A 24,973-nucleotide genomic window follows, 5' to 3' on the forward strand; every position below is an offset into this window, starting at 1 on the left:
TCACTCCCTAAGTGTCTTACCGGTCAGCGCCAGGAAGACGGTATTCAAGGACGGACGGTCGACCGTGATTGAGGTGAAGCGAACCCGCTCGTCATGGAGGACGTCGAGCAGCGGGGCGAGCGGGGTGTCTTTCTCGAGTGACACGTCGAGGAACGGTTCCTCGTAATCGACTTTCTTCACCCGCTCGAGTGATTCGAGTCGTTCCAAGAGGCCCGGAGTGAGGGCGTCGACTTTGATGCGGGCCGTCTCGAGCGTCATGACTTGATCTTTCAGCTCATCTTGCGTGCCCTCGGCGATAATTCGTCCCTCATCGACGATGGCGACACGGTCGCAGAGCATCTCGACTTCCTCCATATAGTGGGACGTATAGATGATCGTCGCCCCGCGTCGATTCAACTCACGGATGTTCTCGAGGATGGTGTTGCGTGACTGCGGGTCGATGGCGACGGTCGGTTCATCCATAAAGATGAGTTCTGGTTCATGCACGATGCCGCAGGCGATGTTGAGACGACGAAGGAGCCCCCCGGACAGTTCCGGCGGACGTTTCTTTTGGTGCGCGGTGAGTTCGACGAAGTCGAGGGCGGCCACGGTCTTTTGTTTGGCCTCGGCCGGTTTGAACCCGTACAGCTCGGCGAAAAATTGAATGTTCTCGAACACCGTCAGCTGGTCGTACACGGAGACATGCTGCGGGACGATACCGACGCGCCGTTTAATCGTCTGCTCGTCTTTTGGCATCGAGTGGTCGAAAATACGGATGGTACCGCTGTCGGCAGGATATAAGTTCAGCATGACAGAAATGGCGGTCGTCTTTCCGGCCCCATTCGGTCCGAGCAAGCCGAACAGTTCACCGGCCTCGACGTGAAGTGAAAAGTCGTTCAAGGCAATTGTCTCACCGAACCGTTTCGTGACATGGTCGAGCGCGATGATAGACACATGGACGCAACTCCTTTCAAATCAGGAACGTGAAAAAGCATACAATGTTTTGTTCCCGTTTGCAGGAACTTCCGAACCCAATGACGAATGAATTATAATAGTCGAATTATTCAGACAATTAATGGAAGTTGAAGTGAGGGATCGCGATGAAAGGGTGGCAGTTCAACAAAGAAGAGTCGAGCGAGAAGTTTCCAGATGAGATGACGTGGGCGTTGTTTTGTACGGTCGAGCCGAAACGGATGGATACGACACTCCCGTTTTATTATGACGAGTCGGTGTTCCGTTTCTCGAACGGGACGGAGTCATTTTATTTTAAAATCTCCCCGAGCTACCACGAGTTCGAGGTGAACGTCAAGGACGCGTCGGGGGAGTTGTTGTACTATCAGCTGCTGCGAACGGTCGGGAAAGTCGAGGTGCTCGAGGATCGCCGCGATCACGGCGAACTGTTGATCGTCATGAACGAGGACCGGAACCGCACGGTGACGACGATTGAGTTGACCGTCCGACCACGTTTCCGGGTTCTTGTCAAAGAGCATTACGTTTGAATTTTCCTCAGAGTGGTACATGAATTAGACATGATACCACGAGGAGGAGATTCACATGAAAGACGGACTAAACAAAAAAGTTGATGGTTTGATCGATAAAGCGGCAGGCAAAGCGAAAGAAGCGGTTGGCAAAGCGACGGACAATCAATCGCTCAAGCGTGAAGGCCAGAAAGATCAAGTGAAGGGTACGGCCAAAGAGAAGACCGGCCAAGCCCAACAAAACCTCGAAAGCCTGAAAGACGAACGCCGCTAATACAAAACGGGAAGTCGCGACAATAGCGACTTCCCGTTTTTTCATTTGGTCAAAAAGACTTGGACATGAATCGTCGAGCCTTGCGCGTTCTTGGCCTTGCCGACACCGAGGTGCGTGAAGTTCCCGTTCAAGATGTTGGCGCGGTGGCCGCTCGAGTTCATCCAGGCGTTCACCGCTGCGCCTGGGTCGTTCGACCCCATATAGATGTTCTCACCCCAACCACGATAGCTGACATCGTAGGCATCGAGCGTGTCCCCTGGGCTCCCGTTCTCACGGAGCTGATGCGAGAACTGGCCCGTCTGTGCCATCTCGTCGGCCCGGACTTGGGCGACACGGTTCGCTTCGCCCGACGCTGCGAGCGCCGATAAGCCAGCCGTCTGACGCTCTTCGTTCGTCTCGGCCAAGACACCGCTCGCCGGGGCTTTGAACGTGATGTGTTTCGCCAAAATATACCCCGTCTTCGTGCCGATGTTCACTTTATACCAACGCGTCGTGCCTGTGTAACGATACGAGATCGTCTCAAGCTTCATTCCTTGGCGCAAGAACACGACGTTCGACGAGGTCGTGAGCGGACGCGACTTTAAGTAGACGCTCGATGGGGCGACGTACGTCGCCTTCGTGAACGCGACTTCGGCTGTCGACAGCTTGATATACGTGGCCGGAACGTAACCGTACCCCGTGCCCCATTGGATTTTGTACCAGCGGGCCCCGTTCGTCGTAAATGACGTCCGGACCATTATCGTGCCGTCGCGAACAATTTTACCTACACTCGTCGCTGAGCTTGACGGTGTTTTTCGGACGTTGATTTGACTGATTCCCGTAACGGAACCTTTCGTGTTGACGGCCGTCTCACGATATGAGGCTTCGACCGTGATCGGATTGACGGTGAGCGGGGACGTCGGGGTAAATGTGAACGCGGTCGCTAAGGCGGCAGCGAGCAAGACTGAGGCAGATTTTTTCAAAATGGGAAGCTCCTTTTTCGATAATATAACCATATAATATATTGAATAGGGCGGGAATGGGTATTACCATTTGATTACAAAAAGAGGCAGACTCAAGTGAGCCTGCCTGCTCCTTATTTATACAACAAATACTCTTTCCGAATCGGCAAGAACGCATCGCGCTCGGCATCGACTTTCGTCATGATCGCCTCAAGCGACTCGCCGGCGAGAATCATGTCTTTCACGTAGGCGTTCCCGGTCAGCTTCGTGATGAAGTCGTTTGAGAGGAACTCGAACTCGTCCGGATACAGGTCGTGCGCCGTCTTGACCATGGCGATACCGGTCTTGACCGCTTCGAACTTCGTCGGCTCTGTGACGTACACCTCGACGCCGTGCGACAGTTTGCCCGCGTTCTTCGAGAACGTCGGCGTGAACGAGGCGGCACGGAACGTGACGCCCGGAAGCTCGAGCGCGTTCAGCGTCTTAGCATAGTCATGCGCCTTCACGTAAGGGGCGCCAATCAATTGGAACGGTTTCGTTGTGCCGCGTCCTTCTGACAGGTTCGTCCCTTCGAACAGACCGGTCGCCGGATAGACGTTGACCGTGTCCGTCGTCGGCATGTTCGGTGACGGCATGACGAACGGGAGTCCCGTATCCTCGTACAGCATCGAGCGCTTCCAACCCTTCATCTTGACGACTTCGAGGTCGGCTTGAATCTGATACTCCGAATTGAACAAGCGTGCGAGCTCACCGACGGTCATCCCATGCTTGAGCGGGATCGGATAGAGGCCGATGAAGCTCGAATAGGCCGGGTTGAGCACTGGACCTTCGACGCGGAGGCCACCTTGCGGGTTTGGACGATCAAGGACGACGAACGGGATGCCATTCTCGGCTGCGGCTTCCATCGCATACGCCATCGTATAGATGTACGTATAGAAGCGTGTGCCGACGTCCTGAATGTCGAAGACGAGCACATCGACGTCTTTGAGCATCTCGGCCGTCGGTTTTTTCGTCGCTCCATACAGACTATAGACGGGGAGTCCCGTCACTTCGTCGATATATGAACTGATCGTCGATCCGGCTTGCGCATCACCGCGGACACCGTGTTCTGGTCCGTACAGTGCCGTCAATTCGAAATCATCTGAGTTATGAAACAAGTCGACGATGCTCGTCATGTTGGCATCGATTCCGGTCGGATTCGTGATCAGTCCGACTCGTTTACCGGCCAAGATTTCAGGATTGTCCATCAACCGGTCGACCCCGAGTTCGACTTTCGGTTTCTTCGGCTCTGACTTGGCATCGGCATCGAGCAACATGACAGATGACGTGACGAGCGTGAGGGCGGCGAGGCCACCAATCCATTTCTTCATAACTTTTCCTCCTTCATGAATGTAAGCGCTTTACTACTTATTGGAAAGTGTACCATTCTGTATTTTTAATTCAATATAAAGTGAATAAAATAGGAAATTTTATTTCTGAATTTGATTCGTTGTACCTAAAAAGCCACCGGATTTCTCCGATGGCTGGTCGATTATCGTACGGCAAGTGCTTTCCATCCCGTCGCGCCCATGACAGAGCTAACTTGGCTTTTCGGGATGACAAGGCGACCGCGGTACGGGTCGTTGATATAGAGGTTGTTCTTGTCATAGCCCGTCGCGAGCATGACATGATAATTGACGAAACCGGTGAATTTTTTGTTCGAAGCGGTATACCAATTGAAGTGACCGTAAGGCTGTTTAAAGTCGACGCTTGCCCAGACGATGACCGGATTGCCGAGTGACAGCTCGCGCTCGATTGAAGATAATCCTTGGCCGGACAAGTCTTTCACAGGCCGGTATTTGCTCGAGAAATTGATCATGCCTTTCGGATAAATGCCGTAGTTGCGATATTTGCTGAGCTTGCCTTTCGGGTCGCCTGTGAACATGACGTTCGGGTCGACCCAGCGGTAGAGCCGATTCTCATAGCGGGCGTTCCACATGCTTTTCGGCATCTCCCGATATAGCGTCTCGGCGCTGACGACGCGTCCTTTTTTCTCGAGCGCCATCTTGAGCGAGAAGAACTCGCAGCCGGACGGGTAGCCCATAGCAAATTGACGATAGAGCGGCACGCTCATCTTATAGGTGGAGAGCGGGTTGCTATAGGCGCCCCGGGCATCGAACGCGGCGTTACCGATGCGTTTGTTCTTATACATGACGCCCGACAGATCGAAGAAATACCATTTGCCGTTGATGACTTGCCAATCTGTCTTCTTCGTCAAGGTCGGTGCAAAATATTCGTATTGCGTCGTATATTTCCAACCAGTCTCACGGACGCCGGTCGAGTGGAAGTAGTAATAGCGAGTCCCGACCTTGTGTTTTCCTTGCAAACGATAGCCGTAGACGGGATGGAACCCGTACACTTTGCCGTCAATCGTCTGCAGGCCGTAGCGACGTTTTCCGTCCGTCCCGAAATAGTAATAGCGAGAGGCGACTTTTTGAACGCCGGCCAACCGATAGCCGTACGTCTCGTGGAAACCGTAAACGGTCGTCCCAATCTTTTTCAGCCCGTGCTGGCGTACACCGCTTGTACCGAAGTAGTAGTGGCGCGTGCCGATTTGGTGCCAGCCGGTCGCGACCTGTCCGTCTTTCAAGAGCAAGTATTTCTTACCGTTGATCGTGTACATGCCCGACCGAATCGTTCCGTTTTCGAATATGTAATGCTTCACGCCGTTGACGGTTTGCCAACCGCTCAACCGTTTCCCTTCAAGAGAGAACAAGTAGCGTTTCCCGTCCACGGTCAAAAAGCCGGTCGCCATGACGCCATTCGATTTGAAGTAATAGAGACCGTTCGTGAGTTGTTGCCAGCCTTTCAGCTGCTTCCCGTCGGCGGCGAACAAGTAGATCGCCCCGTCAATCGAATAGCGCCCGGTGACGAGCACACCGTCCGTTTCAAAATAATATGTAGCGCCATCGATTGCTTGCCAACCGACGGCCATCGTCCCATCTGCCGCGAAATAGTACGTCTTGCCGTCAATCACTTGCCAGCCGGTCAGCACCGTGCCGTCTTCTGTCGTATAGACCGTTCCCGTCGTCGTCGTTTGAAACCCGGCCGCGGCATGGACGTGGTCGTTACTGAGGATGATGCTCATACTGATGGCCAAACCTGCAACTACATGACTCCACTTCATAGTCGTTCCTCCACAATCGAATTGCAAAATTGGAATTATTTTGTAAATTAAGTATACATGAGAAAAGCCGCCCTGACTCGGCGGCTAAAGGACTATTTTGAGAAGGTGTTACATCAGGACGAACGGCTTATGAACAACAACCGTTTCGAGGCGACGAAGAGCGTCGCGCCAATCAACAAGACGCTGCTGACGATCGGCCAAACGAGTAAACTCTCGCCCATGAGCACTTCGGCCGATAACGAGCCGAGCCGCCACGGCATCCAGTCCCACTCGAGCCACCCGAGAAGGAGTGACATGATGAAGTGGAGGGCGAGCGTGATGACAAGGGCGACGAGGCCGCTCTCGAGCAACGCTGCGAACAAGAAGAAAATCGATAGCTGGACGACGAAATGGAGCATGAGCAGCCCGGTCGCGATCAAGAAATCGGTGACGTCGAACGAATCGAACAAAACGATTGTATAGTAGGCGGCGCTCAATTGGGCGAGGCCGATGGCGACGACGGCGAGTAGCGAATAATGTCCCCATTTGCTGAGGACAATGCGCGTGCCCGGAATCTTGAGCGACTTGAGCCAGGCGAGCGTGCCGAGCGACCGTTCGTGACTGAACGTATGCATGGCGGATAACAGCACGACGAGCAGGCCGATTTGTCGCAACTGTTCGCTCGCCGACATGAGCACTTCTTCTGGTGACGGGGTCGGAATTTCGATGACCGCCCCGTCCGGCAGGTTGCCGCCCGAGGCCAAGATGTCCGGGAGGAAATAAAGCGTGAGCGGTTGCATCGCCGCAAGCAACATCAAGGCAATCGGTACCCAAATCATCCGTTTATTGCGCCATGACTCTTTCCACTCTTGTTTGAAGATGGCCAGTTTCATCAGGCGTTCACCTCCAAAAAGAGTGACTCGAGCGATGGATGCCCGACATGGAGCGATTGGAGTCTTAGACCGCGCTCCAGCAGCAGCTGCAGCAACGCTCGTTCCGTCACGTCTTTCGCGTCCGTCTCCAGTTCCCATGTCGTCCCGGAGCGGGTGACGTGGCTGACACCCGGGAGCGTTCGCCACTCATCCTCCGTCACGACGTCATTGAACAGACGGACTTGAATCGAGGACTTCGAGCCGAGTAAATCGGTCACGGTCCCTTCCATGAGCAGGCGACCTTGCCGGAGCAGGAGTACCCAGTCGCTCGCTTCCTCGGCATCGGGGAGCACGTGCGTCGAATAGAGAATCATCCGCTCTCGTTTCAAGTCGCTTAAGAGGTCGAGTACTTCCCGGCGGCCGCGCGGGTCGAGCGCCGAGACGGGTTCATCGAGCAGTAACAGCTCCGGGTCATGCACGAGCGCCTGGGCGATGCCGAGCCGTTGCCGCATGCCGCCGGACAAGTGTGCCGCCGGTCGATCGACGGGCTCGAGTCCGACCCGTTTCAACAGATGGACCGGGTCGACATTCGTGACGCCGGTCAACTCGGCCGCATAGCGAATCGTCTCGACCGGTGTGAGCGATGGATAGAGCGCCGGTCGCTGTGGCAGATAGCCGATGCGGATAGCGTCATGTCCGACGATCTGTCCGGACGTCGGTGTCGTCACGCGGGCAATCATATTGAGCAGTGTCGTCTTGCCGGCCCCGTTCTCACCAAGGAGCGAGGTACAGCCGGGGCGGAGCGAGAAGCTGACGTCGTCGAGCGCGGTGAACGTGCCGAATCGTTTCGTCAGTTGGGTGACGTTCATCGCTTCGTCCGTCCCCATAGGAAGTAGACGATCGGCCCGAGGATGTTGATGAATAGGATGACGAGAAGCCATACCCATTTCGGTCCATTCGTTTCTTGCCGTTTGAGCAAATCAATCAAGGCGACGACGAGCAAGATGAGTTGCAACACGAGCAATGGCAAGAGGATGAGCAATAAATTTGAGTCATTGGTAATGTCCAATTAGGTTCCTCCTTCATAAATGAGTTCACTATTCCATTCCACATATAGGACCTATTTCCTGTATGGAACAGAAAAAAGCCCTTTCTCCGTAAAGAAAGGGTGACGATCATTTGACGATGATGACCGGGGCGAGGGCGCGTTTGGCGAGCTTATGGCTGACGCTGCCGAGCACGAACTCTTGAAACGTGTTCAGTCCGCGTGAACCGACGACGACGTACTCGTACGGTTGATGGTTCGCATATTTGACGAGCTCGACGTCCGGCTCCCCGCGAAGTTCAATATATTCATACTCAAGCCCGGCTGCAACGATTTGATCGAAGAGCGGTTGCAACATCTGCTGGCGCTTCGTTTCAAGATCGATTTTTCCGGTCGAGTTGAGTGCGGCTTCTTTCGATTCTTTGGCGCTGACGACATGGACGATGTCGATGGATGCGTCTGATGCCTTGGCGAGCTGAATCGCTTTCTCAAGTGCCCGCTTCGAGTGGGCAGATCCGTCTGCCGCTAAAAATACCTTTCCCATTGAAACGTCCTCCTCTTTCACACAATCTACTTTTAGTATATGCGATTTACTAGAGCCATGGATATAAAAAAGGAAGCGAACGTGAATGTTCACTCCCGAAGAAATTGAATCAATGGCCGACGCTTGTTTCTTGTTGCTTCAAGTGCAGCGCGAGCGTATTGAGCAGTTTCTCTGAATCTTTGTTCAAGTTCAACAGTTCCGGCTCGATCCCGACTTCACGGTACTTGAAGACAACTTTATCGATGGCACCGATGGCCGAATCGTCCCATAGATGCGTGTTCGAGAAGTCGATTGTGACATGTTTGATCCCGGCTTCGGCGTCTTCGGTCACATCGAACTGATTGACGAACTCGGACGTCGAAGCGAAGAAGAGCTGACCGTTCACGACGTAGCGGGCACGGTCGGCGTCTACACTGCGGTCAAGTTCGACTTTCGAGATTTTTGCGGCGAACAGGATGGCTGCCGTCAAGATCCCGGCGAACACACCGAGTGACAAGTCGTGCGTGACGACCGTGACGAGCACCGTCACGAGCATGACGACCGTATCCGATTTTTGAGCGGTGCGCATCGCTTTGAGCGAGCCCCAGTCAAACGTCGCATACGAGACAAAGAACATGACACCGACAAGGGCGCCGACCGGGATGAGCATCAACACGTCACTCATCGTCATGATCATGATGAATAACGCGAGTCCGGCGACGAACGTCGACAGACGGCCGCGAGCACCGGACGAGACGTTGATGACCGATTGACCGATCATCGCACACCCTGGCATCCCGCCGAAGAGACCGGCGATGATGTTGGCGATACCTTGTCCTTTTGATTCTCGGTTCTTGTTCGAATCCGTGCCCGTCATGTCATCGACGATTTGTGCCGTCAACAGCGACTCGATCAATCCGACGAAGGCGAGGGAGATCGAGTAGGGAAGGATGATCATCAACGTCTCAAACGTCAACGGGACGTTCGGGAATAAAAATTCCGGGAGCGTTGCTGAAATCGTACCCATGTCGCTAATGTTTTTCGTCTCGAGTCCGAGCGTGACCGCCAGAATCGTCATGACGACGATGGCGACGAGCGGTGCCGGGATGACTTTGTTGATGCGTGGGAACAAGAAGATGATGGCGAGCGATCCAATGACGAGCGCCCAGATAATCCAGCTCTCACCTTCAAAGTTCGTCAATTGCGCCTGGAAGATCAAAATCGCCAAGGCATTGACGAAGCCGACCATGACGGCGCGCGGGATGAACTTCATCAAGCGGGCGATGCCGAAATAGCCGAGCGCAATTTGAATGATTCCGGCGAGAATCCCGGCAGCGAGTAAATACTGCAACCCGTAATCGGCGACGAGCGAGACGATGACGAGCGCCATCGCACCGGTCGCAGCCGAAATCATGGCCGGACGCCCACCGGCAATCGAGATGACCATCGCGATGATAAACGACGCATAGAGCCCGACCATCGGATCGACCCCAGCGATGAGCGAGAACGCAATCGCCTCAGGGATGAGGGCGAGTGCGACGACGAAGCCGGCTAGGACGTCGGCCCGGACGTTGCCGAGCCAATCTTGTTTAATCGTATTCAATTTTTCCAAAAGAACACACCTCTCTATATATTTTTTGACTTTGATCTCCGAGTCTCACGAAGATCAAACGCCGCATTATATGAGAGAAGTCGTTCGACCGACACATGTTTTCACAACGTGTTCCATCATACCGAACTTTTTACGAGAAGACAATTGCTCCGCATGAGAAACTATGGTATTTTCATAACGTAAAGGTTATATAACGGATTTGTTATACAGAGAAGGAGAATGACGATGCATACGGTAGATGATTTAAGTAAAGTGCTCAAAGTGCTCGCCGACCCGACCCGTTTGACGATGCTCAAACAAATGCAAGGCGGAGAGCAATGTGCCTGCAGTTTTGTTGATTGTTTCGACATTTCGCAACCGGCCATCAGCCGCCACTTGAAGATGATGCGGCAAGCAGGGCTCCTGTTAGAGCGCCGCGACAAGCAATGGATTCACTATCGATTGAACGAGACGAGCCCATTCTACTCAATCGTCATCGATTTGCTCGACAAAATCGAGACGGTCGAGGCGAATTGTGACTGCGAAACGGACTGTGCGATTTAAGGAGGAGTCAACGATGAAACTTGAAGTATTCGAACCAGCCATGTGCTGCCCGACCGGACTTTGTGGTCCTTCAATCGATCCGGAGCTGACGCGGATTGCGACCATCCATTACGTATTAAAACAACGCGGCTTTGATGTGGCCCGTTATAACCTTGCCTCCGAGCCGAACCGATTCGTCGAGAACGTCCATGTTCAAGCTGAAATCGCGAACGGCCTTGAGACGCTCCCACTTACGGTCGTCGACGGTGCCGTCGTCAAACGAGGCGCTTACATGACGAACGAGGAGATTGCCGAGTTGACAGGACTCCCTGTCGAAGCGTTCGCGAAACAAGATGGCGAAAAGCCGAAAGTCCGCATCACGCTTAAAAAATAAGGAGGCGGGTCATGATGAATCGCTTTGATTTCACGACAATCGAACCAACGCGCTATGTGTTTTTGACCGGTAAAGGCGGTGTCGGCAAGACGTCGACGGCTTCGAGCCTCGCGTTGACGCTTGCTGACCGCGGTAAGCGAGTCTTGCTCGTGTCGACCGACCCTGCGAGCAACCTTCAGGACGTGTTCGAGATGTAGCTCGACGAGACACCACGCCTCGTCCCGGGAACCGGTCTGTTCATCGCGAACTTCGACCCGGAAGAGGCGGCGAAGCAGTACATGGAACGGATGGTCGGCCCGTATCGCGGTGTCCTTCCGGACGTGGCCATCCAGTCGATGGAAGAGCAACTATCGGGGGCCTGCACGGTCGAGATCGCGGCGTTCGACCAGTTCACCGAGCTGTTGACGTCCGAGTCGGCACGTGAGACATACAATCACGTCATCTTTGATACAGCCCCGACCGGTCACACGTTGCGGTTGTTGACGTTGCCGAGTGCGTGGGATGAATTTTTAGAGACGAATACGACCGGTGCGTCGTGCCTCGGTCCGCTCGCTGGTCTGGCCGACAAGCAACTGCAATACAAACGGGCTGTCGAGACGCTCACCGACGGCAGCGAGACGACATTGTTGCTCGTCGCCCGTCCCGAGACATCGACGCTCGTCGAGGCGGCGCGTGCCGCGACCGAGCTTCACGCGATTGGCATCGAGCGGATGCAACTTGTCATCAACGGCGTCGTCGCATCAGACGAAGGGACGGACCGCTATACGAAACGGTTCATCGAGCGTCAACAACAGGCGCTCCACGAACTTCCGAAAGGTGTCGCCGACCTCGAGACGTTCACGCTGTCATATGCGTACGAGAACCTCGTCGGTGTCCCGGCGCTTCGACGCTGGGTAAACGGGGAGACGGCCACCGTCCCAACTACACGTTATGACACGAGTCATTATGGCTCAATCGACCGACTCGTCGATGAAATCGAGATGGATGGACCGAGCGTCATCATGACGATGGGGAAAGGTGGGGTCGGCAAGACGACGCTCGCCTCGCTTGTCGCCGTCGCGCTCAGTGAGCGAGGACACGCCGTCCATTTAACGACGACAGACCCGGCCGCACATGTGGCTTTCACAATCGGGTTAGATGTCCCAGATACGTTCACCGTCGATGCGATTGACCCAAAAGTCGAAATCGAGAAGTACCGGATGGACGTGTTCCGGGAAGCGGGGGATCTGAACGACGAGCAGCGCATGATGCTCGAAGAGGACTTGCGCTCCCCGTGCACCGAGGAGATTGCCGTCTTCCGCGCCTTCGCCGATCAAGTGGCGAAAGCGAAAGACCGCTTCGTCGTCATCGATACGGCGCCGACAGGTCATACGCTTCTTTTGTTGGATGCGACCGAGAGTTATCACCGCGAACTCGAACGATCGACCGGGGTCGTCCCGGAAGCGGTTCGCGAGCTTTTACCGAAACTGCGCGATCCGAAACAGACACACGTCATCATCACGACGCTGCCTGAAGCGACACCGGTGTATGAAGCCGAACGGCTCGTCGCTGACTTGGAACGGGCCGAGATTCAACCGTTCGCCTGGGTCGTCAACCAATCGTTCACACCGCTCGATGTGACAAGCAAGCTGCTGACGGCAAAAGTCGCGAGCGAGGCGCCATGGCTTGAGCGGGTGAACGCTTATCCGCGACCGACGTTACTCGCATGGCAAGAACAACTGCCGGTCGGTTATCCGGCACTGTCACAACTACTCAAGGAGGAAGTTACATGAACATCACGAATGAAGCCATCGATTTTATGAAAGACGCACTGGTTGAAGAGGAAATCAAATCAGTTCGTATCTGTACGGAAGCCGGGTGCTGTGGACCGACGCTCGGTCTCGTCGTCGCCGCTCCGGAAGCGACGGATGACGTCAAAGATTTCGACGGCCTCACGTTCGCCGTCGCGAACGACGCCGAAGCCATGGCGGAAAACGTCACGCTCGACGTCGAGTCGACAGAAGACGGCGTTAGCCTCGTGCTTCGCGGTTTGCAACAGACTTGCTAAACAAATAGAGAATTATTGGAGGAACTCATTGTGCAGTGGATTGCTAGTATTATCTTTTTGGTGACGCTCTTCCTCATCATCAAGCAACCGAAAGGCCTCGGCATCGGTTACTCGGCGATGGGGATGGCGGTCATCGCCCTTCTCACTGGGGTCGTCAATTTGGATGACGTCGGTACTGTCTGGGGAATCATTTGGAACGCGACGTTCACGTTCATCGCCATCATCATCATCTCGCTCATCTTGGACGAGATTGGATTCTTTGAATGGGCTGCCTTACATATGGCCCGCATCGCCAAAGGCGGCGGCGTCAAGCTGTTCGTCTATATCACGTTGCTCGGTGCGCTCGTCGCGGCGTTGTTCGCGAATGACGGGGCGGCGCTCATCTTGACGCCGATTGTCCTCGCCATGGTGCGGGCGCTCAAGCTTCCGGATGCGGTCGTCTTGGCATACGTCATGGCGTCTGGGTTCATCGCTGATACGGCGAGTCTGCCGTTCGTCGTCTCGAACCTCGTCAATATCGTCTCGGCCGACTTCTTCGGCATCGGTTTCGCCGAATATGCGGCGCGGATGGTGTTCGTCAACGTCTTCGCCGTCAGCGGAAGTTTACTTGTCTTGTATTTGTATTTCAAAAAGGACATTCCGAAGCAGTACGATTTATCGAAACTCGTCGAGCCGACCTCGGTCATCAAAGACCATAAAATGTTCCGTTTGTCGTGGGTCGTGCTCGCACTTCTCGTCATCGGATACTTCACAAGCGATATCGTCGGCATCCCGGTCTCGCTCGTCGCGGGGATTATTTCGTTATTCTTCCTCATCATGGCGAATCGTTCACCGGCCGTGCCGACCCGGTCCGTCCTACGCGGGGCGCCTTGGGCGATTGTCTTCTTCTCGCTCGGGATGTATATCGTCGTCTACGGTCTGCAAAACGCGGGACTGACGCAAGTGCTCGCCAACTTCATCGACTGGTTCGCCGTGAACGCCTTCAGCGCCACGTTCGGGATGGGCTTCTTGGCTGCCATCTTATCATCGGTCATGAACAATATGCCGACCGTCATGATTGACGCGCTCGCCATCGATTTGACGACTACGACCGGTCAGATTCGGGAAGCGCTCATCTATGCGAACGTCATCGGGTCCGATCTCGGTCCAAAGATTACACCGATCGGGTCGCTCGCGACGCTACTTTGGCTTCACGTGCTCCGTACGAAAGGGCTTAAAATCGGTTGGGGTCAATACTTTAAAGTCGGGATCATCTTGACGATTCCGACGCTCGCCATCACGTTGCTTGGACTATACATCAGCCTACTACTTTACTAAGGAGTGTTTATTATGAAATTGGTCATTATCGGTTCAGTTGCCGCCGGTACGTCGGTCGCGGCAAAGGCACGTCGTAACAACGAAGACGCACAGATTACGATTTACGACCGCGACTACGATATCTCTTACTCAGGTTGCGGCATTCCGTATTATGTCGGCGGTGAAGTCGAGTCGCGCGACGATTTGACGCCTCGCGATGCGGCGTTCTTCAAGAAGCGCTACAACATCGACGTCATGACACGTCATAACGTGACGGCAGTCGATGCCGACGCACAGACGGTCACGGTCGAGAACCTTGAGACGGGCGAATCGTTCACGGACAGCTATGATTCGTTGGTCCTCGCGACAGGTGCCTCGAGCATCATCCCGCCGATTCCGGGTGTCGATTCGGACAACGTGTTCCCAATCCGTAACATTCAGAACGCGGAAGCGACACGTAACTTCGTCGATGCGACGAACCCGAAACATGCAACCATCATCGGCGCCGGGTTCATCGGACTCGAGATGGCCGAGCAGCTCAAGCTACGTGGCGTCGATGTCACGGTCATCGAGCGCATCCCGCAAGTGATGCCACCACTCGACAAAGATATGGCTTGTCGCGTCGAGGATCACCTCGAGATGAACGGCATCGAGCTCATGCTCGGTGAGACGGTGACGGAACTCGTCGGTGATGGTCATGTCGAACGCGTTGTCACGGAAAGTGGCAAGACAATTGATACGGACCTTGTCATCCTCTCCGTCGGTGTCCGTCCGAACACGGAGCTGGCGAAATCAATCGGTGTCACAATCGGCGAGACGGGTGCGATCGCCATCAATGAGCGGATGGAGACGAACGTGAAGAACGTCTATGCGGCTGGCGATGTCGCTGAAAGTTTCTCGCTCGTCACGGGCAAACCGATTTGGCGTCCGCTCGGTTCGACGGCGAACAAGATGGGCCGTGCCCTTGGGGACCTCATCACAGGCGGCGACCTTGAACACCGTGGCATCCTCGGCACAGGCATCTTCAAGGTGTTCGGCCAAGCCGTTGCGCAGACCGGTCTATCGGAACGTGAGGCCCGCGAGCTCGGATACGACATCGAAGTGCTCCATAACACGAAACCGGACAAGCCGGCCTATATGGGCGGAAAAGACATGACGATTAAAGCAATCGGCGACCGAGCGACACGCCAACTGCTAGGCGTTCAAATTGTCGGCTTTGAAGGTGTCGACAAGCGCATCGACGTATTCGTCACGGCCATCACGTTCAAGGCGAAAGTCGATGATTTGTTCCATCTCGATCTCGCGTACGCGCCGCCGTTCTCGACGACGAAAGACCCGGTCATGTACACGGGCATGGCGCTCGCGAACAGTATGAATCAATCGGCGCGACTCATCACACCAGCCGAACTGCAGAAGCGGATCGATGCGGGTGAAGACATGCAGATTATCGATACGCGTAAAGCGGCACAGTTCGAGAAAGCGTGTGTCGACTGTGCGGTCAACATCCCGCTCGGTAACTTGCGCGAAGCCGCCAAGGACATGGACAAAGACAAGCCGACCGTCGTGTACTGCAATGGCGGGGTGACGGGGAACGCGGCCCAAAACGTGCTCCGTAACCTCGGTTTCACCGACGTTTACAACTTGTCAGGTGGGAACAAGAATTATCAACTCTTTAAAAAATACGGGAACTAACACAGACGGCGTCCGAACCATTCGGACGCCGTTTTTTGGTATGCTGAATCATGAGGTGAATCAGATGAACTATAAGCTGTTACATGAGAAGTTCGAACGGAGAAAGCAGTGGCTCATCTTTGAGAAGGAGGAGGTCGTCCGTCGAGTGATGGTCCGCTATAAGGCACGCGTCATCCCAAAAGCAGACATCATGGACTTGGTGAACGATGATCAGTTGTCGTATGACCATATCTTTTGTTGCTTAACGATTGATGACCCGCGTATGATTGATAAAATCTTTACGGAAAAGGAAAAAAAGGACCATCGCTGGGAACGAGACGATAACGCACGACGTGGGATGGTGTATAAACATAAGGACGAGGCGCATCGACGATACAATCAGTTGATCCTCGACGAGATGGAAGGGCGCCGACTCGACATCATATTCGAAAGTAAGGACGGAAAGTTCGTGACAGGTTTTCTGACGAGGGATATGTCAACACAAGTTGTCTCTTATATCTATGCACATACCGGCGCAGCAAAATTCACCGGGCTCATCCCGCGCTCGTTGTGGCCGCCGGATGTGACAGACGAAGAGTTCAAGCTGAGCTATCGTTGGTACTTAGAGGCGTTAGAAGAATGGAAGAAACTATAATGAACCCCTGATGCCGCGCATCAGGGGTTAGTTCGCTTTCTTTTCGTTCCACTTGCCGAGTCGGTTGCGTCCGCTCCGTTTGGCGACATATAAGCCGACGTCGGCTTTTTTAATCAGTTGGCTCGACGTGGCGATTTTGGACTCTGACGTGCTGGCGATGCCGATGGAGACGGTGACGTCAATGAAGGATCCGTCCGGCAATAAGAACGGCGTTTCGGCGATTTGCCGCAAATAGCGTTTGCCAATGACGAACCCTTGCGACAACGTGCAGTCAGCCAATAAAACCGAGAATTCTTCGCCGCCGTTGCGGCAGACCATGTCATCGGTCCGGGCCGTCTTCGTCAACCGGTTGCCTAATTCGACCAAGATGGCATCACCGGCATCATGGCCGTACGTATCGTTAATCGATTTGAAATGATCGATGTCGAGGAAGAGCAAGGCGACGTCTTGCGTTCCATTGAACACTTCCTCGTCGACGCGCTTCATCTCTTCTTCGAAGCGGCGGCGATTGCCAAGTCCGGTCAACGAGTCGGTGAAGGCCGCTTCTTTATATTTTGAAATGAGCCGTTCCGAGCGTTGGATTTTATGGATGCCCCCGTAGACGATATGGAGAAGGAATCCGGCCGAGTACCCGATGGTGATGAAGGCGAGGAGCGTCATCACATACGTTTCGATTTGATTATAAGTGCTGACGTTTAACAGCGAGAACAACGAGATGAATCCGAGGCTGATCGCATTGACGATTCGGATGTCCCGCGCCGGTTTGATTCGTTCACGGAACCATAGGAAAGCGACAGCAATCGATGCGGCGAGCGTGTAGTCGAGAAACGTGATCAACAAAAGCGTCTCGCTCAAGATGAACGGCAAAACGAGAATGCTCGCGACATACGTGATCCGTACACCCGGCAGGCCGAAGTAGAGCGCCGACATGATGATGGGGACAAATCCGTATTGAAAGTCGGCCTGCGCGTTCCACAACACGCCGTGCAGGGTGATCACAATCGATAGCCCGGCAAGTAAGAAGGAGATGGTGACTTGACGCCGGAGCGGGAGCTTCGTCGTCACGCCCAGCTTCGTGAGGCGCGAAATAATATAGAGACCGACCAGCAACAGACTGGCGTTGGCGATCAAGTTGTTAATGAGGTTCGTAAGTGACATATATTTAAAATTCCTCCTCTAACTTCTATATACAGTCCAATCGACCAATAATGCAATCGTTTTTCAAATGGAAAATAGAGGGGGTTTCCCAACCGATGGCGCAAAGTGGAAGGCGTTAGGTGTTTGTCTAGAAAAACATTGAATTCCGAAAAGGAAACGTTTACAATTTTTGTGTAAGCGTTTTCCTAAAATCATGCTACAAGGAGGGACCCACATGGTCAACAAGCGATGGAAACAGGCATGGGCAGTTGTGCTAACGTTTGCACTAGTGTTCTCAATGTTTCCGATGTCATCGTCCGCTCTCGATAAAGGCAAGTCGACGCTCGTCGTCGTTCACTATCAAGAGGCCCCGGACAATCAAACGGATTGGAACTTATGGCTTTGGGCGAATAACCCAGATTATTTCCCGAATAAAGCCTTCGCCTTCAACGGCGAGGACGATTTCGGAAAGGTGGCGGCCTACGAATTCCCGGTCGATTCACCTGAAAAGCTCGGTCTCATCGTCCGTACGGACAACTGGGAGAAAGATAAAGGGTCGGAGAACGACCGCTTCATCACGAGCGATATGATCAAAGACGGCGTTGCCGAAGTATGGATCAAGTCAGGGGACTCGAAAATCTATACGTCGAACCCAGACGGGGAGACGGCAGCAACGGACGTAGATATGAAAGTTCATTACTTCCGTTACGACAATACATACACGGACTGGGGTCTTTGGACATGGCCAGACGGTGGCGACGGTCAAAACATCAACTTCGATGAGACGGACGCCTTCGGCGGTGTCGCGAACGTGAAGTTTGCCAACCCGGACGCGAAGAAACTCATCGGACTCGTCACGAAAAAAGGCGAATGGGCCGAAAAAGACGGCACAGACCGTTTCGCGCTCAGCACGGCGAAAGAGATTTGGCTCGTCGAAGGGGATTCGACGATTTACTATTCAGAACCAGAAATCGATCGTTCACCGAAAATCGTCTCATTCGAGGCGGACACGTTCCGTCAAGCGGAGCTCACGCTCAACCGCGTCATCGACGAGAAGTTCTTGAGCGAATTGACGGTCGAAGGTGCGACCGTTGAATCGGTTGAGAAGTCAGGCGACAAGTCGGTCACCGTCCGTTTCAGTGCAGACATCGATTTGGCGGCGGTCATCACGGCGAAGCACCCGACGTTCGGAGATAAAGTACTCCAAGCGGGCGACGTCCTCCGGTCACCGGAGTTCGATGCGAAATACGCCTATGATGGCAAACTCGGCGTGACTTACAAGCAGTCAAAATCACAATTCGTCCTTTGGGCCCCGACGGCACAAGACGTGAAGCTCGAACTATGGAACATGCCGAAAACGCGTCCAGCTTCAGATAAAGACTTGAAGAAGACGATCTCGATGAAGCGTGGCGAGCGCGGCACATGGGTCGCGGACGTCCGTGGCGATTTGGACGGCATCGGCTACACGTACAACGTCAAGCACGCGTCCGGCAGCGTCCGCGCGGTCGATCCGTACGCGACAGCAGTCGGTGTGAACGGGGACCAAGGGGTCGTCGTCGACTTGAACGAGACGAAACCGAAACGTTGGAACTCGATGAAGCCGAAATTGGCGAAACGGACAGACGCCATCATCTATGAGACGCACGTTCGCGACTTGTCGATTTTCGACGTCACGTCAGACAAGTACGATTCAGGGATTAAAAACAAAGGCAAATATCTCGGTGTCGTCGAGCCAGGCACACGCCTCCTCGTCAACGGCAAGAAGACAGCCACAAAGACTGGCCTCGACCATATGAAAGACCTCGGTGTCACACACGTCCAGTTCATTCCGGTGTACGACTATAACACGGCCTCGGTCGATGAGACGAAACCGGATGCATCATACAACTGGGGGTATGACCCGAAAAACTATAACGCGCCGGAAGGCTCGTATTCGACGAATCCATATGATGCGAAAGTCCGGATTCGTGAGATGAAACAAATGATTCAAGGGCTCCATGACAACAACTTGCGCGCCGTCATGGACGTCGTCTATAACCACATGTTCGATGCGCAGGCGTCGAACTTGCATAAGATCGTCCCAGGTTACTACTACCGTTACACAGAGGGCGGCGACTTCGCGAACGGAACGGGCGTCGGCAACGACACTGCGTCTGAACGCAAGATGATGCAGAAGCTCATCGTCGACTCGGTCGTCTATTGGGCGCAAGAGTACCATTGGGACGGGTTCCGTTTCGATCTCATGGGCATCCATGACGTCAAGACGATGAACCAAGTCCGTTCGGCGTTGAACAAAGTGGATCCATCTATCCTCGTCTTCGGCGAAGGTTGGGACCTCAGCACGCCGCTCGACCCGGCGAAGAAAGCGAACCAGAAGAACGCATACAAGATGCCAGGCGTCGCACACTTCAACGACAACATCCGCGACGGCTTGAAAGGCAGTGTCTTCATCGACACGGACAACGGCTTCATCAACGGGAAAGCCGGCCTTGAGAACCGCATCAAGACAGGCATCGTCGGTGAAATCGATTATAGCGCCGACATCAAAGGCTTCACGAAAGAACCGACGCAAGCAATCACGTACGTCGAAGCGCACGACAACCACACGCTCTGGGACAAGCTTGAACTCACGAACCCAGAAACGTCGGAAGCGGACCGTACGAAGATGCACCGTCTCGCGTCGAGCATCCTCTTGACGAGCCAAGGAACAACGTTCATTCATGCAGGTCAAGAGTTCATGCGCACGAAAGAAGGCGACCACAACTCGTACAAATCGCCGGACCGCATTAACCAAATGGACTGGAAACGGGCCGCCGACCGTAAGGCGGACGTCCAGTACATGAAGGGCTTAATCGAAATGCGTAAAGATAACCCAGGTCTCCGCATGACGAAGGCGGTTGACGTGAAGAAAAACTTGAAATTCTACAAAGCCGAAGCGAACGTCATCAGCTACTCGATTGATGACAAAGCACCTGGCCAGAAGAAAGACTTGTTCATCACGCACAACGCCAACGCTAAGACGGTTAAAGTGAAATTGCCGAGCGGGCAATGGAACCTCATCGTCGATGGGAAACAAGCGGGCACGAAGACGATTAAACGCGTCTCGGGCACGGTCGATGTACCGGCCTACGGATCGGTCGTCGTGAAACAACGTTAAACGGGAGACCACGGACTCAATTGAGCCGTGGTCTTTTATGATGCTTGAAATAATGACATTAATTTCAAAATATGTACAAAAGAGAGATTATTCCCCTTATTTTCAAAAGTAGAAGCCTCCTTGACGGGTTCCATCTTATATAATCAAAGTAATACGACATTCATGTGACGTTCGTCACACCGGGGAGTGGTGGAAATAGGCTTCTTCCGACAATGGAAGCATGCATTGGAATCAAACGTTGAACAAATGGAACGTGGAGAACGAATCAATATCGATCCGCTCCTGTTAGATCAGTATCCAGATGCCGTCTATGTACTCGATCGAGAGTTAAGGCTCGTCGACTCGAATGAAAAACTGTCGCTTCTTTTTAACGGGGAAGAAGAGCGGTTCGTCCATCCGGCATCATGGTTGCCTGAGACAGAAAGTGAACGGGTCCAGACGTTCCATCAACGGTCGCTCCAAGGTGAAACCGTACATTATGAACTGCAAGCGCGGAACGAGGACGGTCGCTCGATACATCTGTCCATCACAAATACACCGCTCTATACAGGGCGGGTCATCACGGGCCTTTACGGCGTCGTCAAAGATTTGACGACACAGACGGAGTTGAGAGAACGTTACAATCGGATGAAAGTGAGCCGATCGCTATTCGAGCGGATCCCTGGACTCATCTTGATTGAACTCGACCTTGAAACGGGCACGTTCTACCACTCTCCGCAAACCGGACAACTGCTTGGTTTGACAAAACGACAGCTCGCTGAGATGAAGCGGGAAGATTTTCGAAAATTGATTCATGAAGACGATCGGGGTGCGTTCGCGGCGGCAATCGAAACGTTGCTTCAAGACACCGAACAATTTGAATACGAGACGCAACTTCGCGCTTTTAACCCGAAAGTGGAACAGTATTTGGAGTTGATTGTAAAAGTCGGTATATCGAAAGATCGCAAAGCCGTCACATGGGCGATGTTTGATGTGACGAATCTCGTCACGGCCGAGGAAGAATTGACGAGAGAACGGTCGAAAGTAAGGCAGCTTTGCGAGATTGTCGACTCAGTCATTTTTGAGCGCTATTTTGAGTCAAAACAATTCAAGTTTTTGACGCCGGGCTTCTCACTTATCTTTGGATATACGGAAGACCAATTCAACGCTCACCCGGATTACTGGCAAAAAGTTGTCGTTCCAGATGATATTCCAAAAATCAAACAAGCGCGGGAAGTGACACTGAACGGAAAACCATCGACGTTCTCGTATCGTATATTCGCCAAAGGGAACATCAAATGGATCGAAGAGAATCGGGAACCGATTTTTTCTGCGGGCGGGAACGTCATCGGATTCCGGACGCTCGTCAAAGACATCACGCAGTTGAAAGAGCAACAAGAAGAGATTTGGCGTCTTGCCTCGCTCGATCCGATTACAAACATGCCGAATCGTGAGTCGATCACGGAGTCGGTATATCATTTGACCCGCAAGCGGGACCCGTTCACGCTATTCTCGCTATCGTTCAATCGGATTGCCGAGATCAATCATACGTTCGGCTACGAACTTGGCGACGAGTGGCGTGTGGCGACGGTGAACCAATTGATTCGCCTATTGCCGAAAGACGCCATGCTCGGGCATTTAGATGCGGATAACGTGCTCATCGTCTTGCCGCGACGCATGGAAGATCCCGAAGTGCTCGCGCTCGGGAAAAAGCTCGGCACGCTCTCGACCCATCGCTTCCGCGTTGATGTCTATGACTTATTCGCCCGCATTTCGATTGGGGTGAGCCGATATCCGGAAGACGGGGTGCAGGCGAGTGAGCTAATTAAACACGCCTGTATTGCCATGAACCGAGCCGACAAGAAAATCGGGGCTCAACTTGAACTGTATTCCTCACAAATGGATATTGAGTCATTAAAGCGATATGAACTGCTGCGGGATATGCGTGGGGCGCTTCAAAACAAAGAGTTTTATTTAATGTATCAACCGAAAGTGAACGCGTGGACCGGACAAATCGTGGGGGCCGAGGCACTCATGCGTTGGACGCATCCGACGTGGGGATCGATTTCACCAGCCGAGTTCATCCCCCTCGCAGAGGAGAGCAGCCTTCATCTCGAGCTGACGAATTGGCTGATTGAAGAAGTGTGCCGCTATTTGATGACGCTCCCGAAAAAAGTGCCGATTTCAATCAACGTCTCAGCCAAATATTTATATCAAGAGCATTTCGAGCATGTGATCGAGGACACGCTCGCCCGTCACCATATCCCCGCGAGCTATCTCGAGGTCGAAATCTCGGAGACATCGCTGTTAGAAGACGCCCAACAAATCACGCAAGCGTTCGAACGATTGAATGATCTTGGCATCCCGATCGCGTTCGACGATTTCGGGAAAGGCTACTCGTCGCTCGCATACTTGCAGGCGTATAGCGCTCAGACGATTAAAATCGACCGGGTATTCGCCCACAACGTTAACCAAAGCCGGAAGGCCCAAGGAATCATTCGCAGTCTACTCCTCATCGCCGAGGAGTTCGGGATGAATGTCGTCGTCGAGGGTGTCGAGATGATGGACGACCTGCTCCGCCTCCGCGAATTTGGCTGTCACGTCATTCAAGGATTTATTTTCAGCCGTCCGCTCAAAGAGTCAGAGTTCGAACAAGCGCTCGAAGCTGGAACACTGACGCCGATCGAAGAGTATGTCGAGACGCTACCGTCGTCGAGTCGATTGATTCATGCGGGCATCACCATCACGCGCTTGCGCAATCGAGACGTCGCGGTTGGCACATCACCAATCGTCATCATGCGTCGCGGCTTCAAGGCCATCGCCTTTTACGGGTCAATCCGCTTACCGGTTGATAGTGATCTCAGCCTCGTCATCTTGCTTGACGATGGAATGGCACCATTCCCGATTCAAGTGAAGCGTTTGACCGAGCTTGCCAATGGCCTCTATCAATATGAGGCGTCATATGAACAGACGGTTGAACTTGAAAAACGATTGACTGCCTTGGAAAGCGAAAAACCACGAGGCTTTACGATTCAAAAAGCGAAAGACTTGATCGATCAGACAGACTGAAAGCGAGCCGATTGGCTCGCTTTTTCTGTACGCTAAAAGTAGAAACCCGTTATGATATTCTCTAAGATGAGAGGGACAGACTATATAGAGGAGATCGACAATATGGACATTCAGGTAGCCCGACACTTTTTCTCACAACTAGAAGGCGATCATTCGAAACGGCTACAGACGATTGCGGATGAGATTGAACGAACAGGATCGTATACGCTCACGACCGATGAGTTGACGGAAGGGGCAAAACTCGCCTGGCGCAACTCGAATCGATGTATCGGCCGTCTGTTTTGGCAGACGCTGAACGTTCGGGATGCCCGCGACGCAGAGACGTTCGACGACGTGTTCGAGGCGCTCGTCAGTCATTTACGGTATGCGACGAACGATGGCAAGATTCGCTCGACGATGACGGTGCTCCCGAATGAGTTTCGTTTGTTGAACGCGCAACTCATCCGGTACGCGGCGTATGAGACGGAGGACGGAATCATTGGCGACCCGCTATCCTTGACGATGACGCGACAGGCCGAACGACTCGGCTGGAGCGGGGCCGGGACCGAGTTTGACGTCTTGCCGCTGTTGATTACGGATGGTCGTGAGGTCCGGCTCTATGAACTACCAGATGATGCGGTGCTCGAAGTCGAGATTCGGCATGAGGCGTACGACTTGTTCGACGGACGCACAATCAAGTGGCACGCCGTCCCGGCTATCGCCGATATGGAGCTTGAAATCGGTGGCCAGCGCTTCACATCAATCCCGTTCAACGGCTGGTATATGGAGACCGAGATTGGGGCGCGTAACTTAGCCGATACGGACCGCTATAATCTCTTGCCGCTCGTCGGCGCGTCGCTCGGCCTCGACACGTCGAAAGAGCGGACGCTTTGGCGCGACCGGGCTCTCGTCGAATTGAACGTGGCTGTCTTGCAGTCGTTCGAGCGGGCCGGGGTGACGATTGTCGACCACCACACGGCGGCAAAACAGTTCAAACGGTTCGAGAAGAACGAACAGGACGCAGGGCGCGACGTGACCGGCCAATGGAGCTGGCTCATCCCGCCGCTGTCACCCGCCGCGACGCACGTGTTCCACCGCCATTATGATGACAAAATTGTGACGCCCAACTTGTTCGCGCGTTCGGGTTGTCCGTTTTCGGCGTTTCAAGCGAAGGCAAAAGAGGAATCTAAAGCCTAGA

21 protein-coding genes and 1 pseudogene are annotated in these 24,973 nt (G+C 53.6%); 12 read left to right on the forward strand and 10 right to left on the reverse strand.

Annotation, left to right across the window (positions count from 1 at the left end):
• Complete coding sequence (locus ACZ2GZ_RS03685) at positions 1-933, reverse strand: ABC transporter ATP-binding protein (protein ID WP_214756255.1); 933 nt, start codon at positions 931-933, stop codon at positions 1-3.
• Positions 934-1,079: 146 nt separating this feature from the next.
• Between ACZ2GZ_RS03685 and ACZ2GZ_RS03690 the strand changes: the two genes are divergently transcribed.
• Positions 1,080-1,478, forward strand: coding sequence for a hypothetical protein (locus ACZ2GZ_RS03690; RefSeq protein WP_214799265.1), 399 nt, complete (start codon positions 1,080-1,082; stop codon positions 1,476-1,478).
• A gap of 55 nt (positions 1,479-1,533) precedes the next feature.
• Positions 1,534-1,731 carry a CsbD family protein gene (locus tag ACZ2GZ_RS03695; protein WP_021066447.1) on the forward strand — a complete coding sequence of 66 codons (198 nt, stop codon included), beginning with the start codon at positions 1,534-1,536 and terminating at the stop codon, positions 1,729-1,731.
• Between the two features lie 41 nt (positions 1,732-1,772).
• Here ACZ2GZ_RS03695 and ACZ2GZ_RS03700 read toward each other — a convergent pair whose 3' ends face one another.
• The 8 genes from ACZ2GZ_RS03700 to ACZ2GZ_RS03735 all read right to left on the reverse strand — a co-directional run bounded on the left by ACZ2GZ_RS03700 (position 1,773) and on the right by ACZ2GZ_RS03735 (position 9,869).
• Entirely contained in the window at positions 1,773-2,693 is a 921-nt protein-coding gene (locus ACZ2GZ_RS03700) for a CAP domain-containing protein (protein WP_214714126.1), read from the reverse strand.
• 113 nt (positions 2,694-2,806) lie between these two features.
• Positions 2,807-4,042: an exo-beta-N-acetylmuramidase NamZ family protein gene (locus tag ACZ2GZ_RS03705; RefSeq protein WP_131471861.1), complete on the reverse strand. Its 1,236-nt coding sequence runs from the start codon at positions 4,040-4,042 to the stop codon at positions 2,807-2,809.
• 161 nt (positions 4,043-4,203) lie between these two features.
• A complete protein-coding gene (locus ACZ2GZ_RS03710; RefSeq protein WP_214801072.1) occupies positions 4,204-5,838 on the reverse strand; it encodes a C39 family peptidase in 1,635 nt (544 codons plus the stop codon).
• 113 nt (positions 5,839-5,951) lie between these two features.
• The gene (locus ACZ2GZ_RS03715; protein ID WP_021066451.1) at positions 5,952-6,710 is read right to left on the reverse strand and encodes an ABC transporter permease; all 759 of its coding nucleotides are present in this window, start codon (positions 6,708-6,710) and stop codon (positions 5,952-5,954) included.
• A complete protein-coding gene (locus ACZ2GZ_RS03720; RefSeq protein WP_131471867.1) occupies positions 6,710-7,558 on the reverse strand; it encodes an ABC transporter ATP-binding protein in 849 nt (282 codons plus the stop codon). Before ACZ2GZ_RS03720 ends, ACZ2GZ_RS03715 begins: the two co-directional genes overlap by 1 nt.
• A complete protein-coding gene (locus ACZ2GZ_RS03725) occupies positions 7,555-7,758 on the reverse strand; it encodes a PLD nuclease N-terminal domain-containing protein (RefSeq protein ID WP_021066453.1) in 204 nt (67 codons plus the stop codon). The genes ACZ2GZ_RS03720 and ACZ2GZ_RS03725 overlap by 4 nt, the downstream gene beginning before the upstream one ends.
• A gap of 106 nt (positions 7,759-7,864) precedes the next feature.
• Positions 7,865-8,278, reverse strand: coding sequence for a universal stress protein (locus tag ACZ2GZ_RS03730; RefSeq protein ID WP_214751611.1), 414 nt, complete (start codon positions 8,276-8,278; stop codon positions 7,865-7,867).
• Between the two features lie 109 nt (positions 8,279-8,387).
• Positions 8,388-9,869 carry a SulP family inorganic anion transporter gene (locus ACZ2GZ_RS03735; RefSeq protein WP_029594923.1) on the reverse strand — a complete coding sequence of 494 codons (1,482 nt, stop codon included), beginning with the start codon at positions 9,867-9,869 and terminating at the stop codon, positions 8,388-8,390.
• Between the two features lie 225 nt (positions 9,870-10,094).
• Here ACZ2GZ_RS03735 and ACZ2GZ_RS03740 point away from each other — a divergent pair, with 225 nt between their 5' ends.
• From ACZ2GZ_RS03740 to ACZ2GZ_RS03770, 7 genes and pseudogenes are all read left to right on the forward strand, one after another.
• Positions 10,095-10,412 carry an ArsR/SmtB family transcription factor gene (locus ACZ2GZ_RS03740; RefSeq protein WP_021066456.1) on the forward strand — a complete coding sequence of 106 codons (318 nt, stop codon included), beginning with the start codon at positions 10,095-10,097 and terminating at the stop codon, positions 10,410-10,412.
• Between the two features lie 13 nt (positions 10,413-10,425).
• A complete protein-coding gene (gene arsD / locus ACZ2GZ_RS03745; RefSeq protein ID WP_029594925.1) occupies positions 10,426-10,785 on the forward strand; it encodes an arsenite efflux transporter metallochaperone ArsD in 360 nt (119 codons plus the stop codon).
• A gap of 14 nt (positions 10,786-10,799) precedes the next feature.
• A pseudogene (gene arsA / locus ACZ2GZ_RS03750) lies at positions 10,800-12,557 on the forward strand (arsenical pump-driving ATPase).
• Entirely contained in the window at positions 12,554-12,832 is a 279-nt protein-coding gene (locus tag ACZ2GZ_RS03755; RefSeq protein WP_470295567.1) for a Fe-S cluster assembly protein HesB, read from the forward strand. Before arsA ends, ACZ2GZ_RS03755 begins: the two are co-directional and overlap by 4 nt.
• A gap of 30 nt (positions 12,833-12,862) precedes the next feature.
• On the forward strand, positions 12,863-14,149 hold the full coding sequence (locus ACZ2GZ_RS03760; protein ID WP_470295568.1) for an arsenic transporter: 1,287 nt from the start codon (positions 12,863-12,865) through the stop codon (positions 14,147-14,149).
• Positions 14,150-14,161: 12 nt separating this feature from the next.
• Complete coding sequence (locus tag ACZ2GZ_RS03765) at positions 14,162-15,820, forward strand: FAD-dependent oxidoreductase (protein ID WP_470295569.1); 1,659 nt, start codon at positions 14,162-14,164, stop codon at positions 15,818-15,820.
• A gap of 64 nt (positions 15,821-15,884) precedes the next feature.
• Positions 15,885-16,454 carry a hypothetical protein gene (locus ACZ2GZ_RS03770; protein ID WP_214835418.1) on the forward strand — a complete coding sequence of 190 codons (570 nt, stop codon included), beginning with the start codon at positions 15,885-15,887 and terminating at the stop codon, positions 16,452-16,454.
• Positions 16,455-16,481: 27 nt separating this feature from the next.
• On the opposite strand, the gene ACZ2GZ_RS03775 is transcribed toward ACZ2GZ_RS03770, so the two are convergent.
• Positions 16,482-17,612, reverse strand: a complete 1,131-nt coding sequence (locus tag ACZ2GZ_RS03775) for a GGDEF domain-containing protein (RefSeq protein ID WP_408583990.1) — start codon at positions 17,610-17,612, stop codon at positions 16,482-16,484.
• Positions 17,613-17,826: 214 nt separating this feature from the next.
• Here ACZ2GZ_RS03775 and pulA point away from each other — a divergent pair, with 214 nt between their 5' ends.
• The 3 genes from pulA (at position 17,827) to ACZ2GZ_RS03790 (ending at position 24,972) form a co-directional block, all read left to right on the forward strand.
• Positions 17,827-20,748, forward strand: a complete 2,922-nt coding sequence (pulA, locus tag ACZ2GZ_RS03780) for a type I pullulanase (protein ID WP_029594931.1) — start codon at positions 17,827-17,829, stop codon at positions 20,746-20,748.
• 225 nt (positions 20,749-20,973) lie between these two features.
• Complete coding sequence (locus tag ACZ2GZ_RS03785) at positions 20,974-23,796, forward strand: sensor domain-containing protein (protein ID WP_029594932.1); 2,823 nt, start codon at positions 20,974-20,976, stop codon at positions 23,794-23,796.
• Between the two features lie 102 nt (positions 23,797-23,898).
• Positions 23,899-24,972, forward strand: coding sequence for a nitric oxide synthase oxygenase (locus ACZ2GZ_RS03790; protein WP_029594933.1), 1,074 nt, complete (start codon positions 23,899-23,901; stop codon positions 24,970-24,972).
• The last annotated feature ends 1 nt before the right edge of the window (position 24,973 follow it).

The organism is Exiguobacterium sp. KKT215 (genome assembly GCF_055635335.1).

Excerpts from the sequence above, each read along its gene's own strand:
- ACZ2GZ_RS03690 (WP_214799265.1), top strand. The coding sequence starts at position 1,080 with ATGAAAGGGTGGCAGTTCAACAAAGAAGAGTCGAGCGAGAAGTTTCCA.
- ACZ2GZ_RS03695 (WP_021066447.1), top strand. The coding sequence starts at position 1,534 with ATGAAAGACGGACTAAACAAAAAAGTTGATGGTTTGATCGATAAAGCG.
- ACZ2GZ_RS03705 (WP_131471861.1), bottom strand. The coding sequence starts at position 4,042 with ATGAAGAAATGGATTGGTGGCCTCGCCGCCCTCACGCTCGTCACGTCA.
- ACZ2GZ_RS03710 (WP_214801072.1), bottom strand. The coding sequence starts at position 5,838 with ATGAAGTGGAGTCATGTAGTTGCAGGTTTGGCCATCAGTATGAGCATC.
- ACZ2GZ_RS03715 (WP_021066451.1), bottom strand. The coding sequence starts at position 6,710 with ATGAAACTGGCCATCTTCAAACAAGAGTGGAAAGAGTCATGGCGCAAT.
- ACZ2GZ_RS03720 (WP_131471867.1), bottom strand. The coding sequence starts at position 7,558 with ATGAACGTCACCCAACTGACGAAACGATTCGGCACGTTCACCGCGCTC.
- ACZ2GZ_RS03730 (WP_214751611.1), bottom strand. The coding sequence starts at position 8,278 with ATGGGAAAGGTATTTTTAGCGGCAGACGGATCTGCCCACTCGAAGCGG.
- ACZ2GZ_RS03740 (WP_021066456.1), top strand. The coding sequence starts at position 10,095 with ATGCATACGGTAGATGATTTAAGTAAAGTGCTCAAAGTGCTCGCCGAC.
- arsD (WP_029594925.1), top strand. The coding sequence starts at position 10,426 with ATGAAACTTGAAGTATTCGAACCAGCCATGTGCTGCCCGACCGGACTT.
- ACZ2GZ_RS03755 (WP_470295567.1), top strand. The coding sequence starts at position 12,554 with ATGAACATCACGAATGAAGCCATCGATTTTATGAAAGACGCACTGGTT.
- ACZ2GZ_RS03765 (WP_470295569.1), top strand. The coding sequence starts at position 14,162 with ATGAAATTGGTCATTATCGGTTCAGTTGCCGCCGGTACGTCGGTCGCG.
- ACZ2GZ_RS03770 (WP_214835418.1), top strand. The coding sequence starts at position 15,885 with ATGAACTATAAGCTGTTACATGAGAAGTTCGAACGGAGAAAGCAGTGG.
- ACZ2GZ_RS03775 (WP_408583990.1), bottom strand. The coding sequence starts at position 17,612 with ATGTCACTTACGAACCTCATTAACAACTTGATCGCCAACGCCAGTCTG.
- pulA (WP_029594931.1), top strand. The coding sequence starts at position 17,827 with ATGGTCAACAAGCGATGGAAACAGGCATGGGCAGTTGTGCTAACGTTT.
- ACZ2GZ_RS03790 (WP_029594933.1), top strand. The coding sequence starts at position 23,899 with ATGGACATTCAGGTAGCCCGACACTTTTTCTCACAACTAGAAGGCGAT.